Genomic DNA, 438 nt, shown 5'->3' with positions numbered 1-438 from the left:
CCACGATTGAACTGGTGAATGCACTTGAGCAAGAAAAGCAGGGTGGAAAGCAGGGACGTCTGGCCAATCGCTTGATCCACACCGATCTGGTCATTCTGGACGAGCTTGGTTACCTGCCGATCAGTCAGGCTAGCGGCGCATTGCTGTTTCATTTGATCAGCAAGCTTTACGAGCGCACAAGCATCGTCATCACCACCAACCTAAGCTTTGCGGAGTGGTCCTCGGTGTTTGTCGACGAAAAAATGACGACGGCATTGCTAGATCGCTTAACCCATCACTGCCATATCCTAGAGACGGGTAATGACAGCTATCGGTTAAAACAATCAACGATCAATCGGGAGGGCAGAAAGAACAGAAAACTATAGAAAACTACGCCATAATCTGGCAATCGAGATGGGTCAATATTAAGTGCAAATCCCGGGTCAGTTTTAAGTGCAA

At 48.2% G+C, this 438-nt stretch carries 1 protein-coding gene; it reads left to right on the top strand.

Features of this window, described 5'->3' with window-relative positions; translation table 11 throughout:
- Nucleotides 1-365 (top strand): ATP-binding protein (locus Q5Y71_RS17235; RefSeq protein ID WP_306043299.1); only part of this gene is annotated, 365 nt, incomplete at its 5' end.
- Between the last annotated feature and the right edge of the window lie 73 nt (nt 366-438).

Origin of the sequence: Microbulbifer sp. 2205BS26-8, from assembly GCF_030731025.1 — a bacterium.
Taxonomy (GTDB): domain Bacteria; phylum Pseudomonadota; class Gammaproteobacteria; order Pseudomonadales; family Cellvibrionaceae; genus Microbulbifer; species Microbulbifer spongiae.
Note: the sequence above shows the minus strand (reverse complement) of the source record. Positions and strands in the feature narration are given on the sequence as shown.